Raw genomic sequence first — 7,805 nt, forward strand, 5'->3', positions numbered from 1 at the left:
TCTCGGCGATATCCCCCTGAAATCCGTGCCAGGTGCAATCGAAGGAGACTAGAAGGCAGTCAACGAATTTTAAACAACTCTTTTCCTTCGCACCCCTTCACGCCCTCACCGACCGGTGCCCCTCCGGGCACCCTTCCGGAGCCGTCGTGTCCCCGGCATGCACCATCCCCGCCAGCCTCTCGAGCCCCTCGCGGAACTCGTCGATGTAGCCCTGCATCGAGAGGCTGCCCTCCGGGAAGGGGCAGTCTATGTCGTAAAGCCGCTCGATCATCGGATCGGAGGGGAGGAGGTCGACGGCGATCCCGGTCGCTTCCGCGGCCTCGACCATGGCCTTCCGAAACGGCCCGATGCAGTAGGCGAGCCGGTGCCGGTAGGTATCCCGTGTCTTTTCGAGGTAGCCTTTGAGCCGGTAGACCTCGATCCGGTGGAAATCCCGCCGGACCCGCTCGTCCTTGTTCCTGCCGAGCATGTAGTGGTAGTTTCGGTAGGGGTACATGCCCTCGAGCTCCGCAGGGACGGTCCCGCAGGTACCGAACACGACGATATGGTAGTCCTCCGGGGCAAGGACACCGTCGACGACCTGCCGGAAGAGTTTGTGGCTCGGGCTCCGGCTGTAGGGTTTCCGCACGGCACAGGGGAGGAAGAGGCCGATATCCCTCGGTGCTACCGGGTAACTGTCAATGATGAACCGGTAGGCGTCCTCGAACTCCCTCCGGTAGAACGGCGGGTCGAATATCTCGATAGGGTTCCCGTGCCTGTCCTGCACGATCTCGACGACCCGCCGCGGGGCGCCCGCACCCTGCACCATCCGATCCTTCTGCATGAAAAATGGTTCCCTTTCCGGTGTATGCTGATTGGACCGGAAAAACCAAAAAGGTGGCCCTGCAGGAGAGTTTCCGGGCCCCCTCCAAACCGGGGCCATTCCGGGCTCCGTTAACCGATTCTATTTAAATTTTGATATCGGCAAACGGCTATGAAGTAAGAAGACAAACATATCTGCACGCACCAATGAAGAAGATCACCATCAAGGGGGCGCGGGAGCACAACCTCAACAATATCACCGTCGAACTCCCGCGCGACCGGCTCATCGTCCTCACCGGGGTGTCCGGATCGGGGAAATCCACGCTTGCCTTCGATACCATCTACGCCGAAGGGCAGCGGCGCTACGTGGAGTCGCTCTCCGCGTATGCACGGCAGTTCCTCGGGCTGATGCGGAAACCGGACGTCGACAGCATCGACGGGCTCTCGCCCGCCATCTCCATCGAACAGAAGACGACGTCGAAGAACCCCCGGAGCACCGTCGGCACGGTCACCGAGATCTACGACTACCTGCGGCTCCTCTTTGCCCGGGTGGGGACGCCGTTCTGCCCGGAGCACCATATCCCCATCGAGGCCCAGTCGCCGGAGAAGATCGCCGACCACATCGCCACCACGATGGCCGGGACGGTCACCATCCTCGCCCCGGTCGTGCGGCAGAAGAAGGGCACCTACCAGCAGGTCTTCAAAGACCTCAACCGGGAAGGCTACGCCCGGGTCCGGGTCAACGGCGAGATCCGACGGACGGACGAGGAGATCACCCTCGAGCGCTACCGCAAGCACGACATCGACGTGGTCGTCGACCGACTGAGCGTCGACGAGCGCTCGAGGCTCGTCGAAGCGATCGAGAACGCCCTTGCAAAGTCCGAAGGGCTCGTCATCGCCGTCGACGAGGACGGCCGGGAAGAGACCTGCTCGGCGCTCATGGCCTGCCCGATCTGCGGGCTTGCGTTCGAGGAACTCCAGCCCCGGATGTTCTCCTTCAACAGCCCGTTCGGCGCGTGCGAGGAGTGCAACGGCCTCGGAATCAAGATGGAGTTCGATCCGGACCTGATCATCCCGGACAAGAGCAAATCCATCGCCGATGGCGCCGTCATGCTCTACCGGAACTTCCTCGACGGTTACCGGAGCCAGTACCTCGGCGCCGTCGCGAAACACTTCGGGTTCTCGGTCTTAACCCCGATCAAAGACCTCACCGAGCGGCAGTACAATGCGCTTATGTTCGGCTCGCCGGAGCAACTCCGCCTCTCGATGCGGACGAGGAACGGGGACTCGTGGTCGCACTCCGGGACGTGGGAAGGCCTCGCCCCGCAGGCCGAGCGGCTCTACCACCAGACCCAGTCGGAGTATCGCCGCCGCGAACTCGAGAAGTTCATGCGGGTCCTCCCCTGCCCGAAGTGCGGGGGCAAGAGGCTCAAGGAGAAGGTGCTTGCCGTGAAGGTTGCCGGGAAGTCCATCGTCGAGGTCACCGACCTTTCGGTTACGGGAGCGCTTTCGTTCTTCCGGACGCTGGACCTCACCGAGACCGAGCGCGAGATTGCAAAGCAGGTCTTAAAAGAGATCATCGCCCGGCTCGAGTTCCTCAACCAGGTCGGCGTCGGCTACCTGACCCTCTCGCGGAGCGCCGGGAGCCTTTCGGGCGGGGAAGCGCAGAGGATACGCCTCGCGACGCAGATCGGGTCGAACCTCACGGGGGTTCTCTACGTTCTCGACGAACCCTCCATCGGGCTGCACCAGCGGGACAACCGGAAACTCCTCGAGACCCTGCAGCACCTCCGCGACCTCGGCAACACCCTCGTCGTGGTCGAGCACGACGAGGAGACGATCCGGAGCGCCGACTGGGTCGTGGACATGGGGCCCGGGGCCGGGCTCCACGGCGGCGAGATCGTCGCGGAAGGGCCGCCGGATGCCATCGCGGCAGCCCCCACCTCGCTCACGGGCCGTTACCTTGCGGGCGACCTCAGGATCGAGGTCCCCACGACCCGCCGGCAGAGCGACCGGTTCATCCGCCTTGCGGGCTGCCGGGAGAACAACCTCAAGGACATCGACGTCAACATCCCCGTCGGCGTCCTGACGGTCGTCACCGGGGTCTCGGGGTCGGGGAAGTCCACGCTCATCTACGAGACGCTTTACCGGGCGCTGATGCAGAAACTCCACGCGTCAAGGGAACCCCCGGGTAAACACGGCAACCTTGCCTTCGACGACGAACTTGACAAGGTGATCGTCATCGACCAGAGCCCCATCGGGCGGACGCCGCGCTCGAACCCGGCGACCTACACCAAGGTCTTTGATGAGATCCGCAAGATCTTTGCCGAAACGAAGGAGGCGAAGGTCCGGGGCTACAAGCCCGGCCGGTTCTCGTTCAACGTCAAAGGCGGGCGGTGCGAGGCCTGCCAGGGCGACGGTCTCATCAAGATCGAGATGAACTTCCTCCCCGACGTCTACGTCGAGTGCGAGGAGTGCAAGGGGGCGCGCTACAACCGCGAGACCCTCGAGGTGAAGTACCGGGGCAAGTCCATCGCCGATGTCCTCGACATGAGCGTCGAGGAGGCGATGGCCCTCTTCGAGAACGTCCCCTCGATCAGGAACAGGCTCGACACCCTCTCCAGGGTCGGGCTCGGCTACATCAAACTTGGCCAGAGTTCCACCACCCTCTCGGGCGGCGAGGCGCAGCGGATCAAATTGACCCGGGAACTCGCAAAGCGGGCCACGGGAAAGACGATCTACCTCCTCGACGAACCGACGACCGGGCTGCACTTCCACGACGTGAAGAACCTGATCGCCGTCCTCGACGACCTGGTGGCCCGGGGGAACACGATGGTGGTTATCGAGCACAACCTGGACGTGATCAAGTCGGCCGACTACATCATCGACCTCGGCCCCGAGGGCGGGGACGCCGGCGGTGAGGTCGTCGCGGTCGGAACCCCCGAAGAGGTTGCCCTGGTCGAAGGGAGCCACACGGGCGCGTTCTTAAAGGAGATCCTCAAGAAGCCATGATCGATACCCAGAGTCTTCCGACCGAACCCGGATGCTACCTCTTCTCCGACAGCGAGGGGACCATCATCTATGTCGGGAAGGCGAAGAACCTTAAGAAGCGCGTATCGAGTTACTTCTCCCGGCACGACCTCGATCCGAAGACCGGCAGGCTCGTCGCCGCGATCGCCGGCCTCGACTTCATCGTCACCGACAACGAGGTCGAGGCGTTCATCCTCGAGAACACCCTGATCAAGAAGCACCAGCCGAAGTACAACATCGACCTCAAGGACGCGAAGCGGTACGCATACATCCATATCACCGACGAGCCCTACCCCCGGATCCACACCGCCCGCCAGCCCGACGGGAACGGCCGGTACTACGGGCCTTTCGTCTCCGCACGAGAGCGCGAAGACCTGCTGCGCCTCTTAAAATCGCTCTTCGGCCTCCGGTCGTGCCGGCGCCTCCCCCGCCGCCCGTGCCTCCGTGCACACATCGGCTCGTGCAGCGCCCCCTGCACGGGGAGGATCGGCGAGGCCGAATACCGGGAACGGGTCAGGAGGGCCGAAGCGGTCCTGAAAGGGGATATCGCCGGGCTCATCCGGACGCTCCGCGAGGAGATGGCGGCCTTGGCAGAGCGGCAGGAGTACGAGCGGGCGATGGAACTCCGCGACCAGATTGCGGCACTCGAGGGGCTGCGCGAGCGCCAGCACGTCGACCGGCAGAAGACCTACAACGAGGATATCGTCAACTATATCGCAAGCGAGGGAACCGTCTTTCTGATGCTCTTCAACGTCGACCGGGGAACGCTTGCCGGGAAGCGCGAATACACCTTCGACGAGACGGAGGGATTCCTGGAGGAGTTCCTCGCCCGCTACTACGCCGACCACGAGCCGCCGGAGGAGGTGATCCTGCCCGTGCCGGTCGACGACGCGGTCGCCGGCTATCTCTCCCACCTCCGGGGCACTAAAGTCCGGGTGGTCGTGCCGCAGCGGGGCGAGAAGAAGAATCTGCTCGACCTGGTCAAAAAGAACGTGGAGATCGCGTTCTTCGGCGACCGGATCAAACTGGACGAACTGAAACGCCGCCTGCACCTCCCGGACTTCCCGGTCGCGATCGAGTGCTTCGATATCTCCCACCTCTCCGGGACGGCGATGGTGGGCTCGATGGTCCGGTTCCTCTGGGGGAAGCCCGACAAACGGAACTACCGGCGATTCAGGATACGGACGGTCGAGGGTGTCGACGACTTCGCGGCCATCGCCGAGGTGGTCCGCCGGCGCTACTCGCGGCTCCAGAAGGAGGGCGGCGAGTTCCCCGACCTGATCCTCATCGACGGCGGGAAGGGGCAGCTTGCGGCGGCAACCGCGGTGCTGAGAGACCTCGGGATCAAGGTCCCGATCGCGGCGATCGCGAAGCGCGAGGAGGAGGTCTTCGTGCCGGCCTTCTCCCACCCCCTGCCGCTCGAGCGGCACGAGAAGGCGTCGCTCTTCCTCCAGGAGATCCGCGACGAGGCGCACCGGTTCGCGATCACGTATCACAGAACGCTCAGGAAGAAGACGGTGGTACCATGACTGCATTTCACCTTAAAGCGGATTTTAAGCCAACCGGCTCGCAGCCCGATGCGATCCGGAAACTTACCGACGGGCTTTCCCGCGGCGAGCGGTTCCAGGCCCTTCTCGGGGTCACGGGGTCGGGGAAGACGTTTACGATAGCAAACGTCGTCGAGGAGGTCCAGAAGCCCACCCTCGTCATCGCGCACAACAAGACGCTTGCCGCCCAGCTCTACAACGAGTTCAAGTCGTTCTTCCCGGAGAACAGGGTGGAGTACTTCGTCTCCTACTACGACTACTACCAGCCCGAGTCCTACATCGCGAAGCGCGACCTCTACATCGAGAAAGACGCCCAGGTTAACCCCAGGATCGAGCAGATGCGGCTTGCGGCCACCGCATCGGTCCTCTCCCGCCCCGACACCATCATCGTCGCCTCGGTCTCCTGCATCTACGGTCTCGGGAATCCCGCGAATTTCCAGGGGATGGGGTTCGAGGTGAAGGTCCGCGACCGGATGCGGCGGGACGACATCATCAGGAGACTCGTCGACATCCAGTTCGAGCGAAACGATATCGAGCTCATGCCGGGCCGGTTCCGCGTGAAGGGCGACACCATCGATATCGTCCCCGGCTACTTCAACAACATCATCCGCATCGAACTCTTCGGGGACGAGGTCGACCGGATCAGCGAGATCGACAAGACCTCAGGAGAGCGGCTCGAAGCGATGGACTACTTCTTCGTCTACCCGGCGAGGCACTTCGTTGCCCCTGACGAGGTGAAAGAGCAGGCGATCGTCTCGATAGAGGAGGAACTCGAGGAGTGGCTCCCGAACCTCGACATGCTCGAGGCGCACCGGCTGCGCCAGCGGACGCTCTACGACATCGATATGATCCGCGAGACCGGGACCTGCAAGGGGATCGAGAACTACTCCCGCCACTTCGACGGGCGGAAGGCCGGGGAGCAGCCCTACTGCCTGCTGGACTACTTCCCCGAGGACTTCCTGATGGTGATCGACGAGAGCCACCAGACCCTGCCCCAGGTCAGGGGGATGTACAACGGCGACTACTCGCGGAAGAAGTCCCTCGTGGACTACGGCTTTAGGCTCCCGTCGGCGTTCGACAACCGGCCGCTGAAGTTCGACGAGTTCTCGGGCTACATGCGAAACGTCATCTTCGTCTCGGCGACCCCGGGCGACTACGAACTGAAGCGCTCGAGCGTTGCGGAGCAGATCATCCGGCCGACGGGGCTCGTGGACCCGGCGGTCGAGGTTCGGCCGATCGAGGAGCAGATCCCGGACGTGATGGCGGAGATCCGGGCCACCATCGACCGCGGCGACCGCATACTGCTGACGACCCTTACAAAACGGCTCGCCGAGGAACTCTCGGAGTATCTCGCCGAGCAGGGGATCAAGACCCGCTACCTCCACTCGGAGATCGACACCATCGAGCGGACGGAGATCATCCGGCAGCTCCGTCTCGGGAAGTACGACGTCCTCGTTGGGATCAACCTCCTGCGGGAGGGCCTCGACATCCCCGAGGTAGGACTGGTCGGCATCCTCGACGCCGACAAGGAGGGGTTCCTCCGCGACGCGAGAAGTCTCGTCCAGACCATCGGGCGGGCCGCACGGAACGTCAACGCGAAGGTCGTGCTCTACGCCGACACCATGACCGACTCGATCAAGAAGGCGATGGCCGAGACCGGGCGGCGGCGGGCGATGCAGCTCGACTACAACGCCCGGCACGGCATCACGCCGCAGACGATCGTAAAACCGATCCGCGAGAAAGAGGTCGATATCACCGATATCAAACACGTCCCGAAGTCCGAAGTCCCGAACCTGATCATCGAGCTCGAGGCCGATATGCGGGAGGCGGCGGAGCGCCTGGAGTTCGAGCGGGCGATTGCGCTTAGGGATATGATCAAGAAGCTGCAGGAAGGGAAAGGACGATAGGGGTTCGACCCGTCGAAGTCACAGGGTTTAGGGGGTGTGACGGTGACGGAAGCAATCGTCTTCTGCTGGTGAGTAAAACCGACGAGACGGTTGAAAGTCCGGTACACTGGACTGTGGGAGTATCGCCCCTGGGGGAACGACGCTCCGTGGAACGACCGTCCGCAGGATGCGATGGCCCGCAGGGCCGGAGCTTGAGAAACCCGAAGGGTTTCGGACGGGAGTTTGAGAAGCCATCAGGCTTCGAGGAGCGGAGTTCGAGCACCGAAGGTGCGAGGCGCGAACGCAGTGAGCGTGAGCACCGTTAGGTGCGAGGAGGGGCTGACGGGAGTGCGATGGGCGGAACGCCCGGAGCATGAGAAACTCGAAGAGTTTCGAGGGGGGTTCGCCCCCCTCCCCTGTCTCTTCACAACAGCCAATACCCAAACTTTGCTCCCTCTAGACATTCTTTTTCTTCGGATGCAATATTGACTGGTTTAAGGCAGGAATGTAAGGAAATCAAGGTGTTTTAAGGTGATTGAGG

4 protein-coding genes are annotated in these 7,805 nt (G+C 62.9%); 3 read left to right on the forward strand and 1 reads right to left on the reverse strand.

What is annotated here, in order from left to right:
• Positions 1-97 precede the first annotated feature (97 nt).
• Entirely contained in the window at positions 98-823 is a 726-nt protein-coding gene (locus EI28_RS07910) for a DUF5591 domain-containing protein (RefSeq protein ID WP_082223127.1), read from the reverse strand.
• A gap of 185 nt (positions 824-1,008) precedes the next feature.
• Here EI28_RS07910 and uvrA point away from each other — a divergent pair, with 185 nt between their 5' ends.
• The 3 genes from uvrA to uvrB are packed head-to-tail and all read left to right on the forward strand — an operon-like array spanning position 1,009 to position 7,285.
• Positions 1,009-3,813 (forward strand): excinuclease ABC subunit UvrA, encoded by a 2,805-nt coding sequence (gene uvrA, locus EI28_RS07915; RefSeq protein ID WP_048114084.1) that lies wholly within the window; start codon positions 1,009-1,011, stop codon positions 3,811-3,813.
• Positions 3,810-5,360, forward strand: a complete 1,551-nt coding sequence (uvrC, locus tag EI28_RS07920; RefSeq protein WP_048114085.1) for an excinuclease ABC subunit UvrC — start codon at positions 3,810-3,812, stop codon at positions 5,358-5,360. Before uvrA ends, uvrC begins: the two co-directional genes overlap by 4 nt.
• Positions 5,357-7,285 carry an excinuclease ABC subunit UvrB gene (gene uvrB / locus EI28_RS07925; protein ID WP_048114086.1) on the forward strand — a complete coding sequence of 643 codons (1,929 nt, stop codon included), beginning with the start codon at positions 5,357-5,359 and terminating at the stop codon, positions 7,283-7,285. Before uvrC ends, uvrB begins: the two co-directional genes overlap by 4 nt.
• Positions 7,286-7,805 lie beyond the last annotated feature (520 nt).

Origin of the sequence: Methanoculleus sp. MH98A (assembly GCF_000691865.1) — an archaeon.
Taxonomy (GTDB): domain Archaea; phylum Halobacteriota; class Methanomicrobia; order Methanomicrobiales; family Methanoculleaceae; genus Methanoculleus.

Coding starts and splice junctions, on each gene's coding strand:
- EI28_RS07910 (WP_082223127.1), bottom strand. CDS start 823: ATGCAGAAGGATCGGATGGTGCAGGGTGCGGGCGCCCCGCGGCGGGTC.
- uvrA (WP_048114084.1), top strand. CDS start 1,009: ATGAAGAAGATCACCATCAAGGGGGCGCGGGAGCACAACCTCAACAAT.
- uvrC (WP_048114085.1), top strand. CDS start 3,810: ATGATCGATACCCAGAGTCTTCCGACCGAACCCGGATGCTACCTCTTC.
- uvrB (WP_048114086.1), top strand. CDS start 5,357: ATGACTGCATTTCACCTTAAAGCGGATTTTAAGCCAACCGGCTCGCAG.